We start from the raw sequence: 26,813 nt of genomic DNA, 5'->3' as shown, positions 1-26,813 counted from the left end.
CCGCTCGCTGCACACCCTGTAGGTGATGTCGATGCGCGATCGGTGCGAATTCGCAATCGCCGGGCGCCCTGGCGGTCTGTCGTTGAATTGATGCGGTGGAAGGCTCGTCGAAAGTACGGTTGTTTACGGCCCTACTCGGGCGATCTGTACAACAACCGTACGTTCGGCGTCGACGACGATCCGGTTGAGTTCGTCGACGACGTCCGAGACGTCCGGATCGAGCGCGTCCGCGTCCTTGCGTCGCTCGTCGAGGTCCTCCCAGGAGACGAAAACTCATTCGCCGAACGCACGCCTGTTTACGCAGCTACTCGAGGGATGCGCACGACAAGCGTGCGGTCGGCGACGCAAGGGGCGCCCACTGGGAGTAAGCACACCGCTTACCGCCAGAGGGCCACGCGCGGGCCCCGGCAGCAGATGGGAGACTCTTTCGATGATTATCGGGATACCGCGCGAGTCTCACGCGGGTGAGACGCGTGTCGCCGCCACGCCGCAGACCGTCGGACAACTCATCAAACTGGGCTACTCCGTCGTCGTCGAGTCCGGGGCAGGCACCGCCTCCAGCTTCTCCGATGCCGCCTACGTCGAGGCAGGCGCCGAAGTCGGTGAAACCTGGGCCGCCGACATAGTGCTCAAGGTCAACGCCCCCTCCGACGTCGAGATCGCCGCATTGAAGGACAAGGCCACCCTGATCAGCCTGATCTCGCCTGCGCTGAACCCGGAACTGGTCGAGAAGCTCTCCGCCCGCCCGATCACGGTGCTGGCGATGGACGCCGTCCCTCGTATCTCGCGGGCGCAGTCGCTGGACGTGCTGTCGTCGATGGCCAACATCGCCGGGTACCGGGCTGTCGTCGAAGCCGCGCACGCCTTCGGCCGGTTCTTCACCGGTCAGGTGACCGCGGCGGGCAAGGTGCCGCCCGCCAAGGTGCTCGTGGTCGGCGCAGGGGTCGCCGGTCTGGCCGCCGTCGGCGCGGCAGGCAGTATGGGCGCCATCGTCAAGGCCACCGACCCGCGTCCCGAGGTCGCCGACCAGGTCAAGTCCCTCGGCGGGGAGTACCTCTACGTCGACCCCGCGGCGGCCGAGGTCTCGGCCACTGGCTACGCCAAGGAGATGGGCGACGACTACAAGGCCCGCGAGGCGGCGCTGTACGCCGAGCAGTCCAAGGACGTCGACATCATCATCACCACCGCGCTGATTCCCGGCCGGCCCGCACCCCGCATCATCACCGCGGACATGGTCGCCTCGATGAAATCGGGCAGCGTGATCGTGGACATGGCCGCAGCCAACGGCGGCAACGTCGAGGGCACCGTCAAGGATCAGGCCATCCTCACCGACAACGGCGTGACGATCATCGGCTACACCGATCTGGCCGGGCGGCTGCCCGCCACCGCCTCCCAGCTCTACGGCACCAACCTGGTGAACCTGCTCAAGCTGCTCACCCCCGAGAAGGACGGGCAGCTCACCCTGGACTTCGACGACGTGGTGCAGCGGTCGGTGACTGTCGTGCGCGAGGGCGAGACCACCTGGCCGCCGCCACCGGTGCAGGTCTCCGCGGCGCCTGCGGCTGCCGTCGCCGCACCGGTCGAGCCGAAGCCCGCCAAACAGCCGATGTCGCCACAGCGCCGACTGGGCATCACGTTCGTCGCGGCAGCGGTGCTGTTCCTGCTCATCGCGCTGTCCCCGGCCGCGCTGCAGGTACACCTGACGGTGTTCGCCCTGGCGATCGTGATCGGCTACTACGTGATCGGGCACGTGCACCACGCCCTGCACACCCCGCTGATGTCGGTGACCAATGCGATCTCGGGCATCATCGTCGTCGGCGCACTGCTGCAGATCGGACACGGCATCTACACCGGGGGAGCCGTCGTCACGATCTTGGCTACGGTCGCGATCCTGCTCGCCAGCATCAACGTCTTCGGTGGCTTCGCAGTCACACGCCGCATGCTCGCGATGTTCTCGCGCAGCTGACCACCCCGGCCCTCCCCCCGACTCTCCCCCTCATCGGACGGATTGCATGTTCACCCTAGAGACCACTGCCACCGCGGCCTACGTCGTCGCGGCCCTGCTGTTCATCCTGGCCCTGGCCGGGTTGTCCAAGCACGAAACGTCGCGGTCCGGCAATACCTTCGGCATCGCAGGCATGGCGGTGGCGCTGGTCGCCACCATCGCGCTGGCGCTGTCCCGCCACATCGAACCGTTGGGTCTGGGCCTGCTGGCTGGCGCGATGGCGATCGGCGCCGCGATCGGCCTGTGGCGGGCCCGCGTGGTCGAGATGACCGGCATGCCCGAACTGATCGCGCTGCTGCACTCGTTCGTCGGCCTCGCCGCGGTGCTGGTGGGCTGGAACGGCTACCTGCACGTCGAAGGTGACCTCGCCGGATCCGAGGCCGCCCTGCTGGACGGTCAAGGCCTGCTCGGCATCCACTCCGCCGAGGTCTTCATCGGTGTGTTCATCGGCGCCGTTACGTTCACCGGGTCGATCGTGGCCAACCTGAAGTTGTCGGCCCGCATCAAGTCCACGCCGCTGATGCTGCCGGGCAAGAACATCCTCAACGTCGGCGCGCTGGTCGTGTTCTTCGCGCTCACGGTGTGGTTCGTCATCGCACCGCAGCTGTGGCTGCTCATCGCCGTCACCGTGCTCGCGCTGCTGCTCGGCTGGCATCTGGTCGCCTCGATCGGCGGCGGCGACATGCCCGTCGTGGTGTCAATGCTCAACAGCTACTCGGGCTGGGCCGCTGCCGCGTCTGGCTTCCTGCTGTCCAACGACCTGCTCATCGTCACCGGCGCACTCGTCGGCTCCTCCGGTGCCTACCTGTCCTACATCATGTGCAAGGCGATGAACCGGTCATTCATCTCCGTCATCGCCGGCGGCTTCGGTATCGAAGCCGGCCCGGCAGACGACAAGGACTACGGCGAGCATCGCGAGATCACCGCCGACGGCGCCGCCGAACTGCTCAACTCGGCCAGCTCGGTGATCATCACCCCCGGCTACGGGATGGCGGTCGCCCAGGCTCAGTACGGGGTCGCCGACCTGACCCGCAAGCTTCGGGAGCGCGGCGTCGAGGTCCGCTTCGGCATCCACCCCGTCGCGGGCCGGCTGCCCGGCCACATGAACGTGCTGCTGGCCGAGGCTAAGGTGCCCTACGACATCGTGCTCGAGATGGACGAGATCAACGACGACTTCGACGACACCTCGGTCGTTCTCGTCATCGGCGCCAACGACACCGTGAACCCGGCGGCGGCCGAGGATCCCAGCAGCCCCATCGCCGGTATGCCGGTGCTGACGGTGTGGAACGCGAACAACGTCATAGTGTTCAAGCGCTCCATGGCCTCCGGTTACGCGGGCGTGCAGAACCCGCTGTTCTTCCGGGAGAACACCCAGATGCTCTTCGGCGACGCCAAGGACCGGGTGGACGCGATCAACGCTGCGCTGTAAATCGCCGTGACGGACGGATCGCGCGTCCCCGCGTGGTCCCTGCCGATGTTCTTCGTCGTCGGTGCGGTGTCGCAGTACGTCGGCGCGGCCATTGGCGTCTTCCTGTTCCAGACCACCGACCCGGCGGCCGTCGCGTGGCTGCGCTGCGCGGCGGCGGCGATGGTGCTCGTCGCGTGGCGGAGGCCGTGGCTGCTGCGCTGGACGCGGCGCTCGGCCGCCGTCGCGGCCGGGTTCGGCGTCGTCACCGTCGGGATGAACGTCGCATTCTTCGAATCCATCGCGCGGATACCGCTGGGCACGGCGGTGGCGATCGAGTTCATCGGACCCGTCGTCGTAGCGACGCTGGGTTCGCGACGCCTCCGCGACGTGTTGGCCGTCGTCCTGGTCGCCGCGGGGGTGGCATTGCTCGCCGGCGTGCAGGCGGGCGGTGAGCTTTTGGGAATCGGCTTCGCGCTCCTCGCCGCTGCGCTGTGGGCCGGCTACATCCTGCTGGGCAAGCGCGTCGCCGACGCGGGCGACGGCATCGACTCGCTGGCGGTCGGCATGGCGGCCGCGGCCGTGCTGTTGGCGGCGCCGCTACTACTCGGGCAACTCGTCGCCGACGCGTCGGTTTTCGCGGCTCCGCGAACCTGGCTGTTCGGCGTCGCCGTCGGCGTGCTTTCCAGCGTCGTGCCGTACGCGCTGGATCAGGTGGTGCTGAAGCGCGTGGGCCGCGCCCGGTTCGCGCTGCTTCTCGCGCTGCTGCCTGCGACCGCGGCCGTCGTCGGCGCCGCACTCCTCGCCCAGCGCCCCACGGGGCCGGAAATCGCCGGGATCGCGCTCGTGATGGCGGCCTTGGTGATGAGTGCGGGTGACGGCGATACAGTGCGACCACGCAAGAACTAGGAGATGCAACCATGCCCGTCGACCGCCTGTTGCCCACCGAGGAAGCCGCGGAACTCGTTGCCTTGACCCGCGACGTGGCCGACAAGGTGCTCGACCCGATCGTCGACGAGCACGAGCGCTCCGAGACCTATCCCGACGGCGTGTTCGCACAACTCGGCGCGGCGGGGCTGCTGAGCCTGCCGCAGCCCGAGGAGTGGGGCGGTGGCGGTCAGCCGTTCGAGGTGTACCTGCAGGTGCTCGAGGAGCTCGCGGCGCGCTGGGCCGCCGTGGCGGTCGCGGTCAGCGTGCACAGCCTCTCGTCGCATCCGCTGCTGACGTTCGGCACCGACGAGCAGAAGGGCCGCTGGCTGCCCGGCATGCTCTCGGGTGAGCAGATCGGCGCCTACAGCCTGTCGGAGCCGCAGGCCGGCTCGGACGCCGCGGCGTTGCGCTGCGCGGCCACCCGGACGGACGGCAACTACGTGCTGAACGGCTCCAAGTCGTGGATCACGCACGGTGGTGTCGCGGATTTTTACACACTGTTCGCACGGACCGGCGAGGGGTCGAAGGGCATCAGTTGCTTCCTGGTGCCCGGCGACCTGGAAGGGCTGAGCTTCGGCAAGCCCGAGGAGAAGATGGGTCTGCACGCCGTTCCGACGACGTCGGCGTTCTACGACAACGCGGTGCTAGACGGCGATCGGCTGATCGGCGCCGAAGGCCAGGGGCTGCAGATCGCGTTCAGCGCACTGGACTCCGGCCGGCTCGGCATCGCCTCGGTGGCCGTCGGCATCGCACAGGCCGCGCTCGACGAGGCCACCCGCTACGCCAACGAGCGAACCACGTTTGGCCGCAAGATCATCGACCATCAAGGGCTCGGGTTCCTGTTGGCGGACATGGCCGCCGCAGTGGTCAGCGCGCGGGCGACCTACCTCGATGCGGCGCGCCGTCGCGACGCCGGGCGGCCGTACTCGTCGCAGGCCAGCATCGCCAAGCTCATCGCCACCGACGCCGCGATGAAGGTGACCACCGACGCGGTGCAGGTCTTCGGCGGCGCCGGATACACCCGTGACTACCGCGTCGAGCGCTACATGCGCGAGGCCAAGATCACGCAGATCTTCGAGGGCACCAACCAGATTCAGCGACTCGTCATCGCCCGCGGGCTGACCACCTAGCGCGCGAGCTCCTCACACCACCGATACTTCGGTCCACACCTTGTTGGAGCGCACGGTGTCCAGCCGGTAGTCAGTGACTCGACTGGTGTACAGCCGCCGACCAAGGTCGAAGGCCGCCGACACCGGGTCGGTGGGATCGTTCCGAATCTCCCCGCGGCTGTTGGCATTTCCCACGACGACGCCGACGAGTTCCTGGTTGAGGTATCGCGTCAGTTCCCCGAACTGTGCGATCACACCTGACGTCGCGCCGAGATAGCTCTCCTCGCACGAGATCACCACACCGATCTTCTTGTTCATGATGCCGTCGACGACGAGGGCCTGCTGCGGCGCGCTGTTGGCGGTGTAGCAGAACAATCGGTCGAAGACGGTCTTGAGCCGGCCGGGCATCCCGTAGAAGTAGAGCGGCATCGCGAACACGATCCCGTCGGCGGGCAGCATCTTGTCCAACAGGAGCGCTTCGTAGCGGTCATCGAGGCTGCAGCTGCGGTCCTCGGCGCGACGGCACGTCCGGCAGTTCCCCAGCATGCGTTCGACGTAGTCATCGAGGAAGACGTGCTCAACCGCGTTGCCGGCGGCGACGGTCCCTTCCACGACAGCTTCCGCGAGGACGTGCGAGTTGCCGTCCTCCCGCGGACTTGCGCTCACGACCAGGGTCTTCATCGTCATGCTCCTATGCTAAAAGGTTTTGTCATGTCCGGCGAGCTCAACGGCGGCCATGGTTGGTTCAGGCGGTGCGGCGACGGGTTGACGTGCGGACCCTGAGTTCGGTCGGCACGATGATGACCCGGTCGTCGGGCTTGTTGCCCTCGATCAGATCGATCAGCAGGCCCACCGCTCGCCGGCCGATCGTCCGCGGATCGCAGAACACGCCCGTGACCTCGGGGCAGGTGAGGTTGAAGGTGCTGCTGTCCACGCAGCTACACAGCCCGAGCTCGGCGGGCACGCGGATGCCCAGCTGGACCGCCTGGTGCAGGACGTCCATGGCGATGTCCTCGGAACCGGCGTAGATCGCGTCGGGCGGGTCGTCGGACGCCAGTAGTGCCCGCAGCGCATCGCCCGTCGAGTTGCCCGCTCCGGTCTCGATCGCTCGAACCGGGATGCCCCGCTCCTCGGCGAACGCCGTGTACGCATCGACGACGTCGCGGGTGTACGACCGTGCCCGGTCGGTAATCATGGCGGCGGGTCGTCGAAATCCCTGCTCCCACAAGTGTTCCAGAGCATTCGTCGCTGCCGCCTGATGGTCGTTGTCCACGACGTACGGGTCGGCGCGCCTGGTCGCCGTGCGGCCGGCGGTGACGACTGGATGCGATGAGGTCCACGACGGATCGAGCAGACCTTCGTCGCCGTGCGGGTCGACGATGATTGCCCCGTCCACCGCGAAGGCGGTGATCGCGGTGGGCCCGACTCCCGCCGGTGTGAGCACCAGCGCGTACCCGAGTCTCCCCGCCTCCTCTGATGCACCGTTGAGCAATTCGAGGAAGTACTCCGAGTTCGGGATGAGCATGCTCGACTCGCTGGCGGGATCGAACGGTGCGACCTGAATCGCGAGCGTGCGGCTGCGATTGGTCACCAACTGCTGAGCATGCACGTTGGCGGTGTAGCCAAGGTCCGCCGCCACCTGAAGCACCCGCTCGCGAGTGTTCTGCCCAATGCGACCCTGATTGCTCAGCACATGCGACACGGTGGTTAGCGATACGCCCGCGGCCGCGGCTACGTCACGGATCGTCACCGCCACCTGGTCCTCCTCTGCCGCGAGCGTGGAACCCATGATGTCAGGGGTCGCGACGCTCACCGCCACGGGCGTACTCCTCGTCGTTGCGCTCCACTGGGACCGAACAATTCGGCAGGTTCCGGGAACGCCCGCAGCGCGATCGGGTAGAGCACCGCCGCCACGGCGCCCGCCACTAGGAACCCGACGTCGAGTCCGCCGATCCATCGAGCGCCCGGGCCCATGAACCACTGGTTGTGGGAGAACCAGAGACCGGCCACGACCGCCACCACCCATACCCCGATGCCGACGTAGTTGAGCCCACCGGTGAACCAGTACACGCCACCCTTTTCGCCACGGTTGAACACCTGTAGATCTGACACGTGGTAGTAGCCGCGGCGGTGGACGTGGCCGATGGTGAGGATCACGATCCACGGGATCGACGAACACGCAAGGACCGCAAGGAATATCGAAACGCCGTTGGCGAGGGCCGAGTAGAAGTGGCCGACGTAGACCAGCACGGTCGCCAGGGCACACGCGACGAGCGTGGCCTGGACTCGGTTGAGCCTTGGGATGATCGCCGATGTGTCGAGCCCGGTGCCGTAGGTGTTGATCACGGCCTGCGCCGTGCCCGAGGCCAGCCCGACGTAGATCAGTGCGGGAACGAACCACAACGGCGCGGCGTCGACGAGTGCCAGCACGTAGGACGTCTCGGCCCCCGGTGTGGCGCTGGCGAACAGCGCCACCGACGTGAACACCCCCCACATGAAGGGCCCGCCCATTCCGAACAGTCCGCCGATGAAGAGGGCTCGCATGATCGACCCATCGGAATGCGTTCGCGGCGAGATGTGTCGCGACCAATCACCCACGTATGGGCCGTAGGAAGCCACGGTGGACGCGCACAACAGCACCGACAACATCCATGCCGCCTCCATCGACCCGAGCATGTAGTCCCCGGTACCCGGGTAGTGCGAATCGAACGCGTCACCGAACACCAATAGCCCGACGAGCAGGCACGCGCCCGCGGTCGGGATCATGAACCGCTGGCAGAAGACCATGCTGGAGTGGCCGAGGACCGACACGATCGTGACCACGACCGCGAGCACGGCATAGGCGATGAGTCGGACCGGTTCGGTGTCCGAGATCCCGAAGAAGCGAGTGAGCGCGCCGGCAAGCGCGTCACCACCGGTCCAGATGCTCAGTGCCGCAAAGGCTACCGACGCACTGGCCTCGAGTATGGAACCGATGAGCCTCCCCGCGACACCGAAGAACGCTCCGCTGGCCACGGGGTTGTTAGTGCCCGAACGGGGTCCCATCAGTCCGGTCGGCGCCAGCACCGCTGCGCCGACGGCCGAACCGACGACGACTGCCGACGCCGCCTGCCACCAACTCAGCCCGAACACGACCGGGAACCAGCCGATGATGATCACGCTAAACGTCAGCGAACCCCCGGACAGAATGCTGGTGAGATTCCTTGGCGAGGAACGACGTTCGTCCTCGGGGATGTACTCGACGCCGTACTGCTCGATGCGGCCGACTCTGTCCTTGCTGTTGACATCGATGCGTGAAGGCGTCGCCGCATCGTCGGTGGCGGCTTCGAAGGGTGGTTGATTCATTCTCATTCGCTTCCGCCGTTGCCGGTGACGAGCCACCGGAAGGGTTCAAGGTGACGGTGGTCGGTGTCTACGAGTACTTCGGGATGCCACTGCAGGCCCAGCATCCCCGGCGCTTCGACGGCCTCGATCACCCCGTCCTCGGCCCACGCGGTGGCGGTCAGGACATCACCGACGTCTCTGATCGCCTGGTGGTGGTGGGAATTCACCGCATCGAGCCCATCGAGCACGCAGTCGGCCGTCGACCCAGCCTCTGACTTCACGCCGTGCACGAGCGTGGCGTAGCCGCGGTCATGGGATTCGTCGAGGTGGCCGCCCAGCCCCTCTGCCGCGAGGTCCTGGAACAGCGTCCCGCCAGTGGCTACACACATCAGCTGGGCGCCGCGGCACACGCCAAGGATGCGCTTGCGTTGCCGCAATGCCGCGTCAACCGCCCGGCGCTCCATGCGATCGCGCTGGCGGTCCACGGCGTCGAGCGTGGTCCGGGGCGCCTGGCCGTACTCGGATGGATGCACGTCACCGCCGCCCGACAACAGCAACGCGTCGACTGCTTCGAGTGCCTCCTCGACCATGTCCGTCGCAGCTATGGCCGTGGGGATCAGCACCGGCGTACCCCCGGCCGCCAACACCGAGCGAACGAAGGCCGTGACCACCTCTGGTCGCTCGGTCGATCCGAGCGTGATGCCCACGACGGTCACAGGTTCAGCAGGTAGTAGGAACGTTCGGAGTCACTGACCTCCGCATGGCTGCGCTCCCACTCCGAACGCTTCATCTCGACGTAATCCCTGACGAACGCCGAGTGGAAGACACTGTGCGTCAGTGGATCCCGCTCGAACTCCTCGATCGCGTCGATGAGCGTCCGAGGCAGCACGCCGATCGAGGTGTCGTCGTAGGAGACGACGTCCTCCGGTTTGCCCGGGTCGATCCCGTCGCGTATGCCCTCGAGTCCCGCGGCGAGCATGAAGGCTGCTGCCAAGTAGGTGTTGGCCGCGGCGTCGACGCTCCGGTTCTCGATCGCAGGCCGGTTGGCGGGCAGTCGCAACATGCACGACCGGTTGTTGTGGCCATAGCTGATCTTCGTGGGCGCCCACGAGTAGTTCCCGTCGGCCAACCTCGGGACCAGTCGCCGGTACGAGTTCGTCGTCGGGTTCGCGAGCGCAGTCAGAGCCTTGGCGTGCTTGAGCACGCCTCCGGCGAAGTGCAGTGCCTCCTTGCGCCAACCGGTGTTGCCGGTACCCGTCTTGAAGACGTTCTCGCCGTTGTGGCGGTCCTCGAGGCTCATGTTGAAATGCGCACCCGACCCCCACGTCTCGGCGAACGGCTTTGGCATGAATGTGGCGAGCAATCCGTTCTCCTTCGCCGCCTGCTTCACGAGCAGCCGAAACAACGTCATGCGGTCCGCCGAGGCGACCACTTCGTCGTGTGCGTAATCGAATTCGTACTGTCCTTCGCCGCCTTCCGCGTCGAAACTGAACAATCCGAAGCCCAACTCGGTCATGTAGTCGGTGACGCGGTCGAGGAAGGGCATCGCGTCCAGTGCGACCTCGAGGTCGTAGGCCGGCGTCGGCGCGATGCGCCCGCTGCGCGCGATGGGTTCGAGCGCCGTGGCGCCGACCGATTCCGGTTTGAACACGTAGAACTCGGGTTCGATGCCGAGTTGGCACACGTATCCCATGTCCGCGGCCTCGACGACCTGTCGCTTGAGCGCCGACCGCGGACACAAGGCGAACGGCTCTCGCCCACCCATCGACATGTCGGCAACCATCCAGGCGAAGCGCCGATCCCACGGGAGGACCTTCAGGGTGCTGACGTCGGGCACGCCGACGACTTCGTCCTCGACCGGGTTCATCCGCCCGATCCCACCCATACCCCTCGGGGTGTAGCGCTCGGAGCCCGCGGCGAGGTTTGGCAGGTGGTCGATCGGCACGATCTTGGACTTTGCCCGGCCGAGCACGTCGACCCAGCATCCGACGGCGTACTTGACGCCTTGTCGGGCAAGGCTTTCGGCGAGTTCGACGTGCTGTGAAGCGAGCGCGTTGATGGTGTCCATGGTTACCTTCCTTCGGTGGTCGGGTGGGCTGCTGCAAGGGCGGCGCTTGCCGCCGCGAACGGCTCGAGCGGGGCGCGCGCGAGTCCCGCGCCGATCTGGCCGCCGGCTCGGCCTGCGATGCCGATGTCCATGACGGGTGTGATGGCGGTGCGGACCACCTCGTGGACGTCGATCCCGGTCGGCGAGCCGCGGAATCCGAAGTACGGCAACAGGAAGTGCGGACTCTCGCCGTGGCTGATCTCGTACATCTCGGAGTTGGCCGCGATCATGTTGGCGACACCGCCCTGGTAGTCCTGCAGGGTGAACGCCGAGGTCTGGGCGAACGCTCCAAGCCCAGCGACCTCGGTGATGATGCTTTCGCCGCCCATGAACTGCGCGTCGTCGAGCGTGTAGCCGACCACCAGCCGGTAGTGCTCGAATGTCGGTAGCGGCCCAGTGAACCAACGGTCACCGAGGCCCGACACCTTGATTCCGAACTGCCTGCAGGACATCGCCATCGACGTGACGATCGAACTCCTCGGCACGCCCACCATCGCGCTCGTCAGGAGCTTCGCCGCGGCCATTGCCGGGCGCAAGAAGAAGTAGTCGCCGGCGGTCAGATAGGCGATCAATTCGCGCGCGTCCGCGTCCGCATCGGACAGGGCGGGCACGATCTCCCTCAGCAGCAGCAGGGACGCCGCGGTGTTGCGACTGTGCAGTTCGTCGCCTTGCCGCAGTGCCCGCTGCATGATCGGCAAGAGCGCAATGCCGCCCGAACGCCGGATCGCCGCGCCGAGTGCGGGGGCGATCACGTCGGCAAGGAGATTCAGGTTGTTGCGCACCGCCTCGTTCCAGACGCCGTAGTTGAGCCTGTCCGGCGTCTCGCCCTCGAAGAGCGTGCAATAGCTGCGCTCGCCACTCGCCGTGTCTTCGACCACGACGACGGGCATCGAAGGCGACGTCACGCCCGCCAAGGATCCGACGCAGCCGTACTCCTGGCAGCCAGCGACCTCGAGTGCGCCGGCGTCGAAGGCGGCAGCCGCGGCATCCAGGTCGGTGGCCAACCCCTCGTACACGGCGGCACCGAGCGCGGCCGTTCGCTGCCCGCCCCGGTACTCGCTCCACGGCATCGTGGGGCCGGACGTCAGGATGACGTTCGGCCGGAGGCCCGGGACGACGTCGATGGCGCGCGCCACGTCGACCAGGACCGGTTGGACGGCGCCGAGCCGACTGATCGCGACGTCGTTCGGTGCGGGCAAGGGATGCGCCACGAGGTGTGGCGCGTGGACAGTGCTCATCTATCGTGCTCCTTTCGTTGATTAAACGTTTTAGCGCAGTTCAGAGAGTTGCACTCTCGGTTTGATAAAACGTTTTGTCAGATGATGCTCGTCACCCGTGAAGCTGTCAAGGGGTAGTTCGGCGCGACGCCCGATCACGCGGTTCTCATGAAGCCGTGACCGTTCGTTGGTGGACACGGTCTTCTCCCCGATGTCAGGGTGGCGTTGCGGGTCGGGGCATTTCAGGGAGGAACCGACGTGCATCAACGCCGCAAGAGTGCCGTGGTCTGCGGCGCCAGCATGGCCGGACTGTTCGCCGCCCGGGTGCTTTCCGACTTCTACGAATCCGTCACCGTGGTGGAGCGCGACGTGTTGCCTGAAACGGTGGCTCAGCGCCGCGGCGTCGCCCAGGGCCGGCACCTGCACATGATGCTCAGTCCGGGTTCGACCTACGCCGACGAACTGTTCCCCGGGCTGCTCGATGAACTCGCCGCCGCCGGGGCGCACCTTCCCGACCCCACCGACCCGTCGCCGCTCTACCTGCGGTTCGGCGCTCACGAATTATGCCGGACGGGCCGATTCACCTCACCTGATCAGATCGTCATCCTCCTGGCCAGTCGACCGCTGTTGGAGCACCACGTCCGTCGGCGAGTAAGTCAGCTCGAGAACGTCACGTTCCAGGACGGTCACGACGTGGTCGAGCCGATCGTCGGTCCGCCCGACCGAGTCAGTGCAGTCCGGATCGTCGACCGCGCGACGGGTGAAACACAGGTCCTGGAGACCGATCTGCTGGTCGACGCCACCGGCCGGTCGGCCCGCACGCCGGCATTCCTCGAAGGTCATGGGTACGACCGCCCGGTGGACCAGAAGTACGCCGTGAATCTGAGCTATTCGAGTCAGTTCTTCCGCATCCCCGTCGGCGCGCTCACCGACAAGGTCGCGGTCGTCGCTCCAACCCTCGAAAGACCAAGCGGTGCAGGTATGTTGGCCTACGAGGACGACACCGCAATCCTCACGCTCATCGGAATCGCCGGGCATGAGCTACCCACCGACCTCACCGGCGTGCTGGCGTTCGCCGCCGACTTGCTGCCCGCTCACTACATGGCCGCACTGCGCGCCGCGGAACCGCTGGGCGACGTGTCCGCGGCGCGCTACCCCGCGAGCGTGTGGCGACGGTACGACAAACTCACACGCTTTCCGAAAGGGCTGCTCGTCATCGGCGACGCGGTCTGCAGTTTCAATCCGGTGTGGGGCCAGGGCATGACGTCGGCGGGCTTGCAGGCGGCGGCACTTCACCGCTGCCTGTCAGAATCCGACACCGACGACGTGAGTCGGCGCTACTTCCGCACGGCCGCCAAGAAGTTGGCCCCGATCTGGCGCACCAACCGACTCATCGACTTCAGCATCACGCCCGCAGATGATTGGCGTTCGATTCCGAAGCGGCTCATGAACTGGTGGATCAACAAGACATTCGCGGCGGCGGCCCACGACGTCGAGCTCACCGAGACCTACTTCCGGACCATCGTGCTCGTCGACCCGCTCACCGCTCTATTGCGACCCGGACGGCTACGGCGAGTGCTGACCGCCTAGAAACCTTCACCGCCGAACGACGATTACCGCCACGCGATTTTCGAGTTTCGCGTGGCGGTAATCGTCGTTCGGCGGTGCAAGGAGAGGGCGCTAGGCGGTGACCTGGTCCATGTACGCGTGGCAGTAGGCGCTGGTGGCCTCCACGACGAAGACGGCGGCTTGGCGGGCGGTCAGGTCGCTGTTGTCGAGGATCTCGCCGGCGATGGTGACTCCGGTGTCGCCGTCGGCGAGGTAGGAGCAGACCAGGTGGGCGTCCTCGATGGCGCCCTGAGCCGTGTCGAAGGCGATGCCCTCGGCGTCGATGTTGGTCAGGAATCGGTCGTCGACCGTGCTGGCCGAGGCAGTGGCGGCGCCCGCGAAGGCGGCGAAGCCGAAGGCTGCGGCGGCGATGGTGGATGCAGTGACGGCGGCGATGCGGTTGCTGAACATAGTGAGACGGTTTCCTTCTGTGGTGGTTTTGCCCGCGTTTTGCGAGCTCTACACACAGCTTCGGAACAGGATCTTGGCAGATTCTCAACGAATTCTTGGTAGCCAGCTGACAGGCTTCGAACTGCTTAGCCCACCCGTACGTGGGCGGCGCCGCCGCCGCCTACGTACCATTTCGGCAAGCTCATGACGACAGGCACCCACGACCGACCCCGAATCCGCGACGCAGCGCTTCACCCGCAGCGTCGCAGACCGTCGGCGCAGCCACACCCGCGACGGTCAGACGACGGATAGGACCGCATGGTCAACCAACTCGAACACGCAACCGAGGCGCTCCGAAAGGCCCTCGTCCAGGTCGAACGGCTGAAGACCCAGAACCGCGCCCTCGTGGAGCGGTCCGGCGAGCCGATCGCCGTCGTCGGGATGTCCTGCCGGTTCCCCGGCGGGGTCGATTCCCCCGAACGCCTGTGGCAGATGGTGGACGAGAAGCGCGACGTCGTGTCCGAGTGGCCCGCCGACCGAGGCTGGGATACCGCAGGCCTGTTCGATCCGGACCCGGACGCGCCCGGCAAGTCGTATGCCACGTCCGGCGGCTTCGTCGACGACGTGGCCGACTTCGATGCGGGCTTCTTCGGGATCGCGCCAACCGAGGCGCTCGCGATGGACCCTCAGCAGCGGTTGTTACTCGAACTCGCGTGGGAGGCGCTCGAACGCGGCGGCATCGATCCGAGCACGTTGCGGGGCAGCGCGACGGGCGTGTTCGCCGGCGTCATCTCCGGCGGGTACGGCATGGCGAGCGACGCCATCGAGGGCTACCGGCTGACGGGCATGACCTCGAGCGTTACGTCGGGCCGCGTCGCCTACGTGCTCGGGCTGGAAGGGCCGGCGGTGTCCGTGGACACGGCCTGCTCGTCGTCGCTGGTGGCCTTGCACATGGCGGTGCAGGCGCTGCGCCTCGGCGAATGCGACCTGGCCTTGGCGGGCGGTGTCACCGTGAACGCCACACCTACTATCTTCGTCGAGTTCGCCCGGCATCGCGGCCTGGCGCCCGACGGTCGGTGCAAGCCCTACGCCGGTGCGGCCGACGGCGTCGGCTGGGCCGAGGGCGGCGGCGTGCTCGTCGTTGAACGGCTGTCCGACGCGCTGCGCCTCGGGCACCCCGTGCTCGCGGTGGTGCGTGGGTCCGCGGTGAACCAGGACGGCGCCTCCAACGGGCTGACGGCGCCCAACGGCCCGTCGCAGCAGCGCGTGGTGCGCGCGGCGCTGGCGAATGCGGGGGTGACGGCCGCGCAGGTCGACATCGTCGAGGGGCACGGCACAGGAACTCCGCTCGGCGACCCGATCGAAGCCCAGGCGCTGCTGGCCACCTACGGTCAGGACCGGCCGACGCCGCTGTGGCTGGGCTCGGTGAAGTCGAACATGGGTCACACGCAGGCCGCGGCTGGGGTGGCCGGCGTGATCAAGATGATCATGGCGATGCGCCACGAGACGCTGCCCGCCACGCTGCACGTCGATGCGCCATCGCCGCACGTCGACTGGACCGCGGGTGCGGTGTCGCTGCTGACCGAGAACCAGCCGTGGCCAGCTCGGGACGGCTCGCGGCGCGCGGGCATCTCGTCGTTCGGGATCAGCGGCACCAACGCTCACGTGATCGTCGAGCAGGCGCCCGCGCCGACGGCTGCGCCCATCGAGAAGTCGACCGCTCCGACGCTGCCGTGGGTGCTGTCGGCCAAGTCGGCTGCGGCCCTGCGCGCACAGGCGAGCCGGCTCTCCACCCATCTGCAGAGCCACCCCGACGCCGACCCGCACGACGTCGCGTGGACGCTCGCGGGCCGCGCGACGTTCGACCACCGCGCCGTGGTGCTCGGCGCCGATCGCGCCGCACTCGAGCAGGGGTTGACGGAGCTCGCCGCCGACGCGCCCGGCCCGAAGGTCACCGTCGGACACGCGACACCGACGGGCAAGACGGTCTTCGTGTTCCCCGGCCAGGGCAGCCAGTGGCTCGGCATGGGTATCGAATTGCTCGACACCTCACCGATTTTCGCCGAACAGCTGCAGGCCTGCGCCGACGCGTTGTCGGAGTTCGTCGACTGGTCGCTCGTCGACGTGCTGCGCGGTGCGCCAGGCGCGCCCGGGCTCGACCGCGTCGACGTCGTCCAGCCCGCACTGTTCGCCGTGATGGTGTCATTGGCGCAGCTGTGGCGGTCGTGTGGCGTCGCACCCGATGCGGTCATCGGGCATTCACAAGGAGAGATCGCCGCTGCCTACGTCGCGGGCGCGCTCTCGCTGCGCGACGCCGCGCGCGTCGTCGCACTGCGCAGCAAGCTGCTGGTGGCGCTCTCCGGCCCGGGCGGCATGGTGTCGTTGGCGTGCAGTGCGGACCGAGCGCGCGAGCTCCTGGTTGACGTGGCCGACGACGCGTCGATCGCGGTGGTCAACGGGCGCTCCGCCGTCGTCATCTCCGGTGCGCGCACGGCGCTCGAGGAACTGGTGCGCCAGTGCGAGGCGCTCGAGATCCGCGCCCGCTGGATCGACGTCGACTACGCCTCGCACTCGGTTCAGGTGGAGGCCATCCGCGAGCAGCTCCTCGAAGCACTGGCCGGCATCGAACCCTCTTCTACGCGTACGGCTTTCATCTCCACCGTGACCGGCGAGCCGATCGACACGGCCTTCCTGGACGCGAACTACTGGTACCGCAACATCCGCCAGACCGTCGAATTCGACAAGGCCGTTCGCACCGCGTGCGGCAAGGGTTACCGCGCGTTCGTCGAGTGCAGCCCGCACCCGGCGCTGATCGCCGGCATCGAGGACACCGTCAACGACTGCACCGACACCCCGGACGACCCGGTGGTGGTGCCCTCGCTCGGACGGGACGACGGCGGGCTCGAGCGGTTCCTCACCTCGGTCGCGCAGGCGTTCACCTCCGGCATCCCGGTCGCGTGGCGCGACGTGTGCGGGCCAGGGGAGTTGTTGGACCTCCCCACGTATGCCTTTGAGCGGCGGCGGTTCTGGCTGTCGGGCGGCGGGTCCGGCTCGACGGACACCACCGGGTTGGGGCTCGCCGGTGCTGCACACGCACTGCTGGGCGCCGTCATCGAGCTGCCCGAGTCGGGCCACGTGGTGCTAACCGGCCGACTGGCCACTTCGGCCCATCCGTGGCTGGCCGATCACGCCGTCAACGGCGTCGTGCTCTTCCCCGGAGCCGGTTTCGTGGACCTGGTGATCCGCGCCGGCGACGAGGTCGGTTGCCCGACCATCGAGGAACTCACGCTGCAGGCGCCGTTGGTGATCGCCCCGTCCGGCGTACCGGTGCGGGTCGTCGTCGGTCCGCCTGACGAGTCGGGTTCCCGTGCGGTGGCGGTGTTCTCGCTACCCGGTGAAGAGGGTGGCAGCTGGGTGCTGCACGCAGAGGCGATCGTCGTAGCGTCCGCCGACGCCCCGGGTGCCGAGCTGTCGGCGTGGCCCCCGCCCGGTGCGGTGGCGGTCGACGTCGATGACGCCTACGCCTCGCTCGCCGAACGGGGTTACGAGTACGGGCCCGCGTTCCGCGCCTTGACCGCGATGTGGCAACGCGGCGACGAGGTGTTCGCGGAGGTCTCCGTTCCGCAGGACGTGCAGGCCAACGAATTCGGCGTGCACCCCATTCTGCTTGACGCCTCCCTGCACGCGCTGGCCTTGGCCGCCTCGGATCATCAACTGGCGCTGCCGTTCTCGTGGCAGCAGGTGTCCTTGCACGCCGCGGGCGCGACGTCGCTGCGGGCGCGGCTGACCCCGACCGGCGCCCACTCGGTGTCGATCGACCTGGCCGATGGACTCGGGCTGCCGGTGCTGTCGGTGGGGTCGTTGACCACCCGTCCCGTCACCGCCGAGCAGCTCGCCAGCGCAACGCGCGGGCCGAGCGGCGGTGAGCTCTTCGAAGTCGAGTGGTCACCCGTGGCCGCACCGGAGCTTGTTCCGGCCGCACCCGGCGACGTCATCGTGTTCGAATCCGAGCCGGTGGCAACCGATTCCGCCGATCTGGCGGCCCGCGTCCACACGACCACGCATCAGGCGCTGGCCCGCATCCAGTCCTGGCTGGCCGAGCCGACCGGCGTGCTGGTCGTGCTGACACGCGGGGCGGTCGCGCTGCCCGGCGAGGACGTCACTGACCTGGCGGGTGCCGCGGTGTGGGGCCTGGTGCGGGCCGCGCAGACCGAACATCCTGGCCGCATCGTGATCGCCGACGTGGTGGGCAGCGCCGACGTCGCGACCATCCTGGCTGTCGGCGAACCGCAGCTGGTCGTCCGCGCAAGCGCACTGCACGCGCCGCGAGTGGTGCACAGTCGCGGAGCGGATTCGATTCTGGTGCCGCCGGATTCGGGCAAGCCGTGGCGGCTCGGGGTCACCGAAGCGGGCACGTTCGACAACCTCGCGCTCGAAGAGGTGCCGAATTCGGACGCCCCGCTGCCGCCGGCCCACATCCGGGTCGAGCTTCACGCCGTCGCGGCCAACTTCCGCGACGTGATGATCACGCTGGGCATGTTCACCCACGATGCGCTGCTCGGTAGCGAGGCCGCGGGCGTCGTCACCGAGGTCAGCCCGGACGTGACGGACTTCGTCGTCGGGCAGCGCGTGATGGGCCTGTTCCCCGAGGGCACCGGCACCGTCGTCGCCGCCGACGCGCGGCTCATCGCACCCATCCCGGACGGCTGGACGGACGCAGAGGCGGCCGCCGTGCTCGTCGTGTTCACCACCGCGTTCTACGGGCTGCGCGAACTGGCCCAGGTGCAGCCCGGCCAGTCGATCCTGATCCACGCCGCCACCGGCGGCGTCGGGCTGGCCGCGGTGCAGCTGGCCCGGCACTGGGGCCTCGAGGTGTTCACCACTGCCAGCCGCGGCAAGTGGGACACGTTGCGCGGCATGGGCTTCGACGACGACCACATCGGCGACTCCCGCACCCTGGACTTCGAGCAGAAGTTCCTCGACGTCACCGGCGGCCGCGGCTTCGACGTCGTGCTCGACTCGCTGGCCGGTGAGTTCGTCGACGCTTCGCTGCGGCTGCTTCCGCGCGGCGGGGTGTTCCTGGAGATGGGCAAGACCGACATCCGCGACGCCGACGCCGTCGCGGCCGCCCACCCGGGTGTGCGCTACCGCGCCTTCGACCTCTTCGAACCGGGCCGGCCCCGGATGCACGAGTACATCGTCGAACTGTCCGAGATGTTCGAATCGGGCGTCCTCACCCCGCTTCCGGTGACGACGTGGGACATGCGCCGCGCCCCCGCGGCCCTGCGCTACCTGAGCCAGGCCCGCCACATCGGCAAGATCGTCATGACGATGCCCGACGCGTGGGCCAAGGGCACCGTGCTCATCACCGGCGGCACCGGCATGGCGGGCGCGTCGGTGGCCCGCCACGTCGTCGCGCACCACGGCGTCACGAACCTGCTGCTGGTGTCGCGCCGTGGCCCCGATGCGCCTGGCGCCGCCGAGCTCGCGGCCGAGTTGACCGAGGCGGGCGCAGACGTCCGGATCGTCGCCGCCGACGTCGCCGACCGCGACGAGCTGGCCGCGCTGCTGACCGGGCTGGACGTCCCGCTGTCCGCCGTCGTGCACGCCACCGGCGTACTCGACGACGCGGTGATCGGATCGCTGACCCCCGAACGCATCGACACCGTGCTGCGGGCCAAGGTCGACGCGGCCTGGAACCTGCACGAACTGACGCGCCACGCGAACATCGGTGCGTTCGTGCTCTTCTCGTCGATGGCAGGCGTCGTCGGCTCGTCCGGACAGGGCAACTACGGCGCGGCGAACACGTTCCTCGACGCGCTCGCCGCTCACCGCCGCGCCAACGGCCTTCCGGCGACGTCCCTGGCGTGGGGGCTGTGGGACCAGGCCAGCGACATGACCGGCCACCTCGCAGAGGCCGACCTGTCCAGGCTGGGCCGCGACGGCATCCTGGCGATGTCGACCGAGGATGCGATGGAGCTGTTCGACACCGCACTGGTCGTCGGCGAGGCGCTGCTGGCCCCGGCCCGCATCGACCGGAGCGCGCTGCGGACCCGCTCCGCCCAGGGCGTGCTGCCCCCGATGTTCAGCCAGCTGGCCAGCTCGTCGGCAAGGCGCCGCGTCGACGACTCGCTCGTGGCCGCCAAGTCGAAGTCCGCACTGGCGCAACGGCTGCAAGGCCGCTCCGAGCAGGAGCAGCAAGCGGTGGTGCTCGACCTGCTGCGCGTCCACATGGCCACCGTGCTTGGCACCGTCGAGCCGGACGCCATCTCTGCCGACCTCGCGTTCTCCGATCACGGCTTCGACTCGCTGACCGCCGTCGAGCTGCGCAACCGGCTCAAAGTCGCCACCGGACTTGCCCTTTCGCCCACGCTCATCTTCGACTACCCCACTCCGGCGGCGTTGGCGGGCTACATCCGCACCGAACTCGCGGGAGCGCCGCTGGCCATCGAGCACTCCCCCACCGCACTGTCGGTGATCGACGAGCCGGTCGCCGTGGTCGGCATGTCCTGCCGCTACCCGGGAGGCGTGGACTCACCAGAGGCGTTGTGGGACATGGTGGCCGCCGGCCGCGACGTGCTCACCGACTTCCCCACCGACCGCGGCTGGGATCTGGCTGGGCTGTTCAACGCCGACCCCGACGCACCCGGCAAGTCCTACGCCCGCACCGGCGGTTTCCTCGACGACGTGGCTGGCTTCGACGCGAGCTTCTTCGGCGTCTCGCCCAGTGAGGCGCTGGCGATGGACCCGCAGCAGCGCGTCTTCCTCGAATTGTGCTGGGAGGCACTGGAACGCGGCGGGTTGGACCCCGCGGACCTGCGCGGAAGCGCGACCGGCGTGTTCGCCGGGATCATCGCTCAGGGCTACGGGATGGACTCCGACGGCGTCGAGGGCTTCCGGCTGACCGGCCAGGCCGCCAGCGTGGCGTCGGGCCGGGTCTCGTACGTACTCGGGCTCGAGGGCCCCGCGGTGTCGGTGGACACTGCATGCTCGTCGTCGCTCGTCGCACTGCACATGGCCGTGCAGGCGTTGCGCCTCGGCGAATGCGACCTCGCCCTGGCCGGCGGCGTCACCGTGAACGCGACGCCCGACATCTTCGTCGAGTTCAGCAGGCAGCGCGGGCTGTCCGCGGACGGACGCTGCAAGGCGTTCGCAGGCGCGGCAGACGGCACCGGCTTCGCCGACGGCGGCGGCGTGCTACTGGTCGAAAGACTCTCCGACGCAAGGAGGCTCGGCCACCCCGTGCTGGCGGTGGTGCGCGGTTCGGCGATCAACCAGGACGGCGCGTCGAACGGGCTGACTGCGCCCAACGGCCCGGCCCAGCAGCGCGTCGTCCGTGCGGCGCTGGCCAACGCCGGGCTCGCGCCGTCGGACGTGGACGCCGTCGAGGCACACGGCACCGGCACCACGCTCGGCGACCCGATCGAGGCGCAGGCCCTGCTGGCGACGTACGGCCAGGGCCGGACACAGCCGCTGTGGCTGGGGTCGATCAAGTCGAACATGGGCCACAGTCAGGCAGGAGCCGGGGTGGCGGGCGTGATCAAGATGATCATGGCGATGCGCCACGACTCGCTTCCGGCCACGCTGCACGTCGACGAGCCGACCCCACACGTGGACTGGTCGATGGGCGCGATCTCCCTGCTCACCGAGCCACGGCCATGGCCGGCGCATCAGGCCACCCGGCGCGCCGGGGTGTCGTCGTTCGGCATCAGCGGCACCAATGCGCACGTCATCATCGAGGAGCCGCCCGCCGCAGACGCTGCCCCGGCTGCCGACGTCCAACGCCATTCGCCCGTCGTCCCGTGGCTGGTCTCCGCGAAAACCCCTGATGCGCTGGCGGTTCAGGCCCGCCGGGTCGCAGACTACGTCGCAGCGCACCAGGACGCAGACGTGCTCGACGTCGGATGGACGCTCGGCGGCCGTTCCACGTTCGCCCACCGTGCCGTCGTGCTCGGCGCCGACCGGGACGAGCTGCTGAGCGGCCTCGAAGGGCTTGCCTCCGGCGAGTCCGACGCGATCCGCGGCCGCGCCACCGCGGCGGGCAAGACCGCGTTCGTGTTCGGAGGCCAGGGCTCGCAAGCCCTCGGCATGGGCCGCGAGCTCTACGCGGCGTTCCCCGTCTTCGCCGAAGCCCTGGACGCCACCGCCATCGAACTGGACCGGCACCTGCTGCGCCCGATCCGCGACGTCATGTGGGGTGCCAACGACGCGCTGCTCGACAGCACCGAGTTCGCTCAGCCCGCACTGTTCGCCGTCGAGGTTGCACTGTTCCGGCTGCTCGAATCCTGGGGTGTGCGACCGGATTACCTGATCGGGCACTCCGTCGGCGAGCTGACGGCCGCTCACGTCGCGGGCGTGCTGTCCCTGGAGAACGCGTCGGCATTGGTGGTCGCCAGGGGCAGGCTGATGCAACGGCTGCCCGAGGGCGGAGCGATGTTCGCGATCGCGGCAAGCGAGTCCGCCGTCGCGCCGCTGCTGCGCGACGGTGTCGGCATCGCCGCCGTCAACGCGCCGGAGTCCGTGGTGATTTCGGGCCCCGACGACGCCGTGACGGCCATCGCCGAGACGCTGCGCGAACAGGGCCGCCGCGTGCACCGACTCGCCGTGTCACACGCCTTCCACTCGTCGCTGATGGATCCGATGATGTTGGAGTTCAACACCGTCGCCAGCGGGATGTCCGTCAGCGCCCCGACCATTCCGGTCATCTCGAACGTCACCGGTGACGTCGCCGGGCCGGACTTCGGCACAGCCGACTACTGGCTGCGCCACGTCCGCGACGCCGTCCGGTTCGCCGACGGCGTGCGTGCCTGCGCTGCCGCGGGCGTCACGCGCTTCCTCGAGGTCGGCCCGGCCAGCGGGCTGACGGCGTCGGTCGAACAGACGCTCGCGCAGCCCGAGTCAGGCACCGAACCCGTTGCGGTGTCGGCACTTCGCAAGGACCGCTCCGAGCCGACCACCCTGCTCAGCGCGCTGGCCGAGTTGTCGGTGGCGGGTGTCGAGGTGGGCTGGCGCCGCGTGTGCGACGGAGGCCGGCTCATCGACCTCCCGACCTACGCCTTCCAGCGCCGCCGCTTCTGGCTCTCGAACCGCGCGGGCGCTTCCGACGCGACGGGGCTTGGATTGGGCGCCACCGAGCATGCGTTGCTCGGCGCGGTGGTCGAGTCACCCGACACCGGTGGCGTCGTGCTGACCGGTCGACTCGCGGTGGCGACGCAGCCGTGGCTCGCCGACCACGCCGTCAGTGGCGTGGTGCTGTTCCCCGGCGCGGGCTTCGTCGAGTTGGCGATCCGCGCGGGTGACGAGGTCGGCTGCAACGTGGTCGAAGAACTGATGCTGCACGCTCCGCTGGTGCTGCCACCCGAGGGTGTCTCGGTCCAGGTCGTGGTGAGCGCGCCGGATCGGGCGGGTTCGCGTGTGGTGTCGGTGTTCTCGCGGCCCGACGGCGATGGCGCGGCCTGGGTGCTACACGCCGAGGGCGAGCTCGCCACCGAGGTGTCCGCGCCCGGCGCAGACCTGTCGGTGTGGCCGCCGGTGGGCGCCCGCGAGGTGGACGTCACCGACGCGTATGCGGTGCTGGCGGCCCGGGGTTACGAGTACGGTCCGGCGTTCCAGGGGCTGACGGCGATGTGGCGGCGCGGCGACGAGGTGTTCGCCGAGGTCAAGATGTCACAGGACGTGCCGGCCAGCGGTTTTGGCGTTCACCCGGCACTGCTCGACGGCGCCCTGCACGCCGTGGTGCTCAGCACCGCTGGCGACGAAATCCAGCTGCCCTTCTCCTGGCAGAAGGTGTCGCTGCACGCCTCCGGGGCATCAGCGGTGCGGGCCAGGATCGCGCCGACGGGTCCGTCGTCGATGTCCATCGACCTGGCCGACGGACTCGGACTTCCGGTGCTTTCGGTCGCCGCGATGGTGGCTCGCCCCGTGTCCGCGCAACAGTTGGCGGCCGCGGTCGGCGGCACGTCGGGCGGCGAGTTGTTCGAGGTGATCTGGTCCCCTGCGCCGGCGACCGAGGCCGCCCCGGTTACCGACGGCGAGCTTCCCGTATTCGAGCTGCGCACGACGGGATCCGAGCTCGCAGACGTCTACGCGGCCACGCACGTCGCGCTCGAACGCGTGCAGACGTGGCTGGCGGAGCCCGCCGGGGTGTCGGTCGTGGTGACCCGCGGCGCCGTCGCGCTGCCTGGTGAGCACGTCACCGACATCGCAGCCGCCACGGTGTGGGGCCTGATCCGGGCCGCTCAGACCGAACACCCAGGCCGAATCGTGTTGGTGGACACCGACACGAGCGAGCCAGTCGACCCCACGGCCGCCCACGCACTCGGCGAGCCACAGGTGGTCATCCGCGACGGCGTGCTTCACGTCGCGCGCGTCGTGCCGAGCCGGGCCGCCGAGGCCGTGCTCACCCCGCCCGCGGACGAGGCGCCGTGGCGGCTGGCCGTCGGCACGCCAGGCACGTTTGACGACCTCGTCCTTGAAGCGATTCCGGACGCCAACGCAGCGCTGGAGCCGGGACGCATCAGGGTCGCGATCCGCGCCATCGCGGCCAACTTCCGCGACGTGATGATCACGCTCGGGCTCTACCCCGGCGACGCCGTGATGGGCATCGAGGCCGCGGGCGTCGTCACCGAAGTCGGCGCCGCCGTGACGACCGTCGCCGTCGGCGACCGTGTCATGGGCCTGTTCCCCGATGGCACCGGAACCGTCGCGACCACCGACGCCGGCGTGGTGCTTCCCGTGCCCGACGACTGGCACTACCCGCAGGCCGCCGGCTTCACCGTCGGCTTCGCCACCGCCTACTTCGCGCTGCGTCAGCTCGCCGACGCCAAGCCGGGCCAATCGGTGCTCATCCACGCCGCCACCGGCGGCGTCGGCATGGCGGCCGTGCAGCTGGCCCGGCACTGGGGCCTCGAGGTGTTCGCGACGGCCAGCCGCGGCAAGTGGGACACGTTGCGCGCCATGGGCTTCGACGACGACCACATCGGCGACTCCCGCACGTTGGACTTCGAGCAGAAGTTCCTGTCGGTGACGGGCGGCCGCGGGGTGGACGTCGTGCTCGACTCGCTGGCCGGTGACTTCGTCGCCGCGTCGCTGCGGCTGCTGCCACGCGGCGGGGCGTTCCTGGAGATGGGCAAGACCGACATTCGCGACGCCGACACCGTTGCGGCCGCCCACCCCGGCGTGCGCTACCGCGCCTTCGACCTGTTCGAGGCCGGCGCCGACGGCGTCGCCCAAATCCTTTCCGGTGTCGCGGCATTGAGCGGCACCGGCGTGCTGAAGCCGCTCCCGGTGACGACGTGGGACGTGCGACGGGCGCCCGCTGCGCTGCGGTACCTGAGCCAGGCCCGCCACATCGGCAAGGTCGTCATGACGATGCCCGACACCTGGGCCTCGGGGACCGTGCTCATCACCGGCGGCACCGGCATGGCGGGCGCGTCGGTGGCCCGCCACGTCGTCGGCCACCACGGCGTGCGCCACCTGCTCCTGGTGTCGCGGCGCGGGCTCGACGCTCCCGGTGCGACCGAGCTCGTCGACGAATTGACCTGTGCGGGAGCGACGGTCAACGTCGTGGCCGCCGACGTGGCCGACCGCGACGCGCTCGGCAAGGTGCTCGCCGGGGTCGACCACCAACACGCGCTGTCCGCCGTGTTCCACACCGCAGGCGTGATCGACGACGCGGTCGTGACGTCGCTGACCCCCGACCGCATCGACACCGTGCTGCGGGCCAAGGTCGACGCGGCGTGGAACCTGCACGACCTGACGCGCGACCTCGAGTTGTCGGCTTTCGTGATGTTCTCGTCGATGGCCGGGCTCGTCGGCGCGTCGGGACAGGCGAACTACTCGGCCGCGAACGCGTACCTCGACGCGCTGGCGACGACGCGGCGGGCCCAAGGCCTGCCCGGCATGTCGCTTGGCTGGGGGCTGTGGGAACAGGCCAGCGGCATGACGGGTCACCTCGAGAAGGCGGACCTGGCGCGGCTGAACCGCGACGGCATCCTGGCGATGCCCGTCGACGACGCGCTGCGGCTGTTCGACGAGGCGCTCGTCGTCGACGAACCGTTCCTCGTCCCCGCCCGCATCGACCGGGCCGCGCTGCGGACCAAGTCGGCAGCGGGCACGCTGCCACCGATGTTCAACGACCTGATCTCGGGCCCGGCCCGGCGTCAGGTCGGCGACTCCTTGGCCGCCGCCCAGTCCCGCTCGGCCCTGACGGCGCGGCTGTCCGGGTTGCCGACCGAGGACCAGCACGAGGTACTGCTCGGATTGGTCCGCTCCCACATGGCGACCGTGCTCGGCCTGCCGACCCCCGACGCCATCGCGCCGGACCTGGCGTTCCAGGACCACGGCTTCGACTCGCTGACGGCCGTCGAACTGCGCAACCGGCTCAAGGCCGCAACGGGACTCGTGCTGTCGCCGACGCTGATCTTCGACTACCCCAACCCCGCTGCGCTCGCCGAGTACTTCCGCACCCAGCTCAGCGACGAGGACGAGGCGGCACCCGCGGCCAACAAGGTCGACGAGGAGTTGCAGCGCGTGGTGTCGTCGATCCCCATCAAGCGACTCCGGCAGGCCGGGGTGCTGGACATGCTGCTCGACCTGGCTGGCCAGAGCGACGTGGCCGAGGACGGCGCCGCGGAGCCTGCCGACCGCGCCCAAGACATCGCGGACATGGACCTGCAGGAGCTGCTCGCGGCGTTCAGTGACGATGACGACGACTAGC

The 26,813-nt window shown here is 68.9% G+C and carries 13 protein-coding genes; 6 read left to right on the top strand and 7 right to left on the bottom strand.

The features are described 5' to 3' along the window. Window positions 1–430: 430 nt before the first annotated feature. The 4 genes from SLQ33_RS06820 to SLQ33_RS06805 are packed head-to-tail and all read left to right on the top strand — an operon-like array spanning window position 431 to window position 5,470. Window positions 431–1,966, top strand: a complete 1,536-nt coding sequence (locus SLQ33_RS06820; protein ID WP_319453040.1) for a Re/Si-specific NAD(P)(+) transhydrogenase subunit alpha — start codon at window positions 431–433, stop codon at window positions 1,964–1,966. Between the two features lie 46 nt (window positions 1,967–2,012). Then, a complete protein-coding gene (pntB, locus tag SLQ33_RS06815) occupies window positions 2,013–3,434 on the top strand; it encodes a Re/Si-specific NAD(P)(+) transhydrogenase subunit beta (RefSeq protein WP_319453039.1) in 1,422 nt (473 codons plus the stop codon). A gap of 6 nt (window positions 3,435–3,440) precedes the next feature. Next, the gene (locus tag SLQ33_RS06810; RefSeq protein ID WP_319453038.1) at window positions 3,441–4,319 is read left to right on the top strand and encodes an EamA family transporter; all 879 of its coding nucleotides are present in this window, start codon (window positions 3,441–3,443) and stop codon (window positions 4,317–4,319) included. Window positions 4,320–4,330: 11 nt separating this feature from the next. After that, window positions 4,331–5,470: an acyl-CoA dehydrogenase family protein gene (locus SLQ33_RS06805; RefSeq protein WP_319453037.1), complete on the top strand. Its 1,140-nt coding sequence runs from the start codon at window positions 4,331–4,333 to the stop codon at window positions 5,468–5,470. A gap of 12 nt (window positions 5,471–5,482) precedes the next feature. Here SLQ33_RS06805 and SLQ33_RS06800 read toward each other — a convergent pair whose 3' ends face one another. Genes SLQ33_RS06800 through SLQ33_RS06775 form a run of 6 tightly spaced genes read right to left on the bottom strand, consistent with a single transcriptional unit; the run spans window position 5,483 to window position 12,118 of the window. Next, window positions 5,483–6,136: a flavodoxin family protein gene (locus SLQ33_RS06800; RefSeq protein ID WP_319453036.1), complete on the bottom strand. Its 654-nt coding sequence runs from the start codon at window positions 6,134–6,136 to the stop codon at window positions 5,483–5,485. A gap of 58 nt (window positions 6,137–6,194) precedes the next feature. Then, window positions 6,195–7,268, bottom strand: a complete 1,074-nt coding sequence (locus SLQ33_RS06795) for a LacI family DNA-binding transcriptional regulator (protein ID WP_319453035.1) — start codon at window positions 7,266–7,268, stop codon at window positions 6,195–6,197. Continuing rightward, complete coding sequence (locus tag SLQ33_RS06790) at window positions 7,259–8,794, bottom strand: purine-cytosine permease family protein (RefSeq protein WP_319453034.1); 1,536 nt, start codon at window positions 8,792–8,794, stop codon at window positions 7,259–7,261. Before SLQ33_RS06790 ends, SLQ33_RS06795 begins: the two co-directional genes overlap by 10 nt. Before the next feature lie 2 nt (window positions 8,795–8,796). Next, window positions 8,797–9,489, bottom strand: a complete 693-nt coding sequence (locus SLQ33_RS06785) for a type 1 glutamine amidotransferase (protein WP_319453033.1) — start codon at window positions 9,487–9,489, stop codon at window positions 8,797–8,799. Beyond that, window positions 9,486–10,841, bottom strand: a complete 1,356-nt coding sequence (locus SLQ33_RS06780) for a glutamate--ammonia ligase (protein WP_319453032.1) — start codon at window positions 10,839–10,841, stop codon at window positions 9,486–9,488. The genes SLQ33_RS06785 and SLQ33_RS06780 overlap by 4 nt, the downstream gene beginning before the upstream one ends. 2 nt (window positions 10,842–10,843) lie before the next feature. Beyond that, window positions 10,844–12,118: a DUF1116 domain-containing protein gene (locus SLQ33_RS06775; protein ID WP_319453031.1), complete on the bottom strand. Its 1,275-nt coding sequence runs from the start codon at window positions 12,116–12,118 to the stop codon at window positions 10,844–10,846. Window positions 12,119–12,355: 237 nt separating this feature from the next. Between SLQ33_RS06775 and SLQ33_RS06770 the strand changes: the two genes are divergently transcribed. Further along, window positions 12,356–13,687, top strand: a complete 1,332-nt coding sequence (locus SLQ33_RS06770; protein ID WP_319453030.1) for a 2-polyprenyl-6-methoxyphenol hydroxylase-like oxidoreductase — start codon at window positions 12,356–12,358, stop codon at window positions 13,685–13,687. A 90-nt stretch (window positions 13,688–13,777) separates the two neighbouring features. On the opposite strand, the gene SLQ33_RS06765 is transcribed toward SLQ33_RS06770, so the two are convergent. Beyond that, on the bottom strand, window positions 13,778–14,116 hold the full coding sequence (locus SLQ33_RS06765; protein ID WP_319453029.1) for a DUF732 domain-containing protein: 339 nt from the start codon (window positions 14,114–14,116) through the stop codon (window positions 13,778–13,780). A 297-nt stretch (window positions 14,117–14,413) separates the two neighbouring features. Between SLQ33_RS06765 and SLQ33_RS06760 the strand changes: the two genes are divergently transcribed. After that, on the top strand, window positions 14,414–26,812 hold the full coding sequence (locus SLQ33_RS06760) for a type I polyketide synthase (RefSeq protein WP_319453028.1): 12,399 nt from the start codon (window positions 14,414–14,416) through the stop codon (window positions 26,810–26,812). Window position 26,813 lies beyond the last annotated feature (1 nt).

Source organism: Mycobacterium sp. RTGN6 (assembly GCF_033804605.1).
In the GTDB taxonomy this organism is placed as follows: domain Bacteria; phylum Actinomycetota; class Actinomycetes; order Mycobacteriales; family Mycobacteriaceae; genus Mycobacterium.
Note: the sequence above shows the minus strand (reverse complement) of the source record. Positions and strands in the feature narration are given on the sequence as shown.